Source organism: Marinitenerispora sediminis (assembly GCF_003336425.1).
In the GTDB taxonomy this organism is placed as follows: Bacteria; Actinomycetota; Actinomycetes; order Streptosporangiales; family Streptosporangiaceae; genus Marinitenerispora; species Marinitenerispora sediminis.
Window position 1 is genome coordinate 1 of the sequence record NZ_QEIO01000374.1, and the last position, 411, is coordinate 411.

At 62.0% G+C, this 411-nt stretch carries 1 protein-coding gene; it reads left to right on the forward strand.

What is annotated here, in order from left to right:
• The coding region (locus DEF28_RS28200; RefSeq protein WP_233515566.1) for a tyrosine-type recombinase/integrase at positions 1 to 400 on the forward strand (400 nt) is incomplete at its 5' end.
• Between the last annotated feature and the right edge of the window lie 11 nt (positions 401 to 411).

Below are 411 nucleotides of genomic sequence, written 5' to 3' on the forward strand. Positions count from 1 at the left end.
GGATGACATGGCGAAGCTGCTCATCGGCCGCGACTCAGACAGTTACATTTTCGTAACCGTACGAGGGGCGCGTCCCCTCTCCGGCGCGAACTGGCGAGTGCGATGGTACGCAGCCATCGACAGCGCGAACGATCTGATCAAACAGGAGAACGCGAAACTGGGTCCGACCAGCGATCCTATTGATCCTGTTCCCGCCTACACGCCTCATGACTGCCGCCATACGTGCGCGTCCTGGCTCGTCCAGGCGGGCGTGCCGCTGTACGACGTCCAAAAGCTCTTGGGGCATGAGAACTTCCAGACGACGCAGCGATACGCGCATCTCGCGCCGGACGCACATGGCGCCGTCGAAGCGGGATGGGGTAGGCTCGTGACGCATCAGCGACGCACGGTAGCTCTGTAGCCGCCTAAATC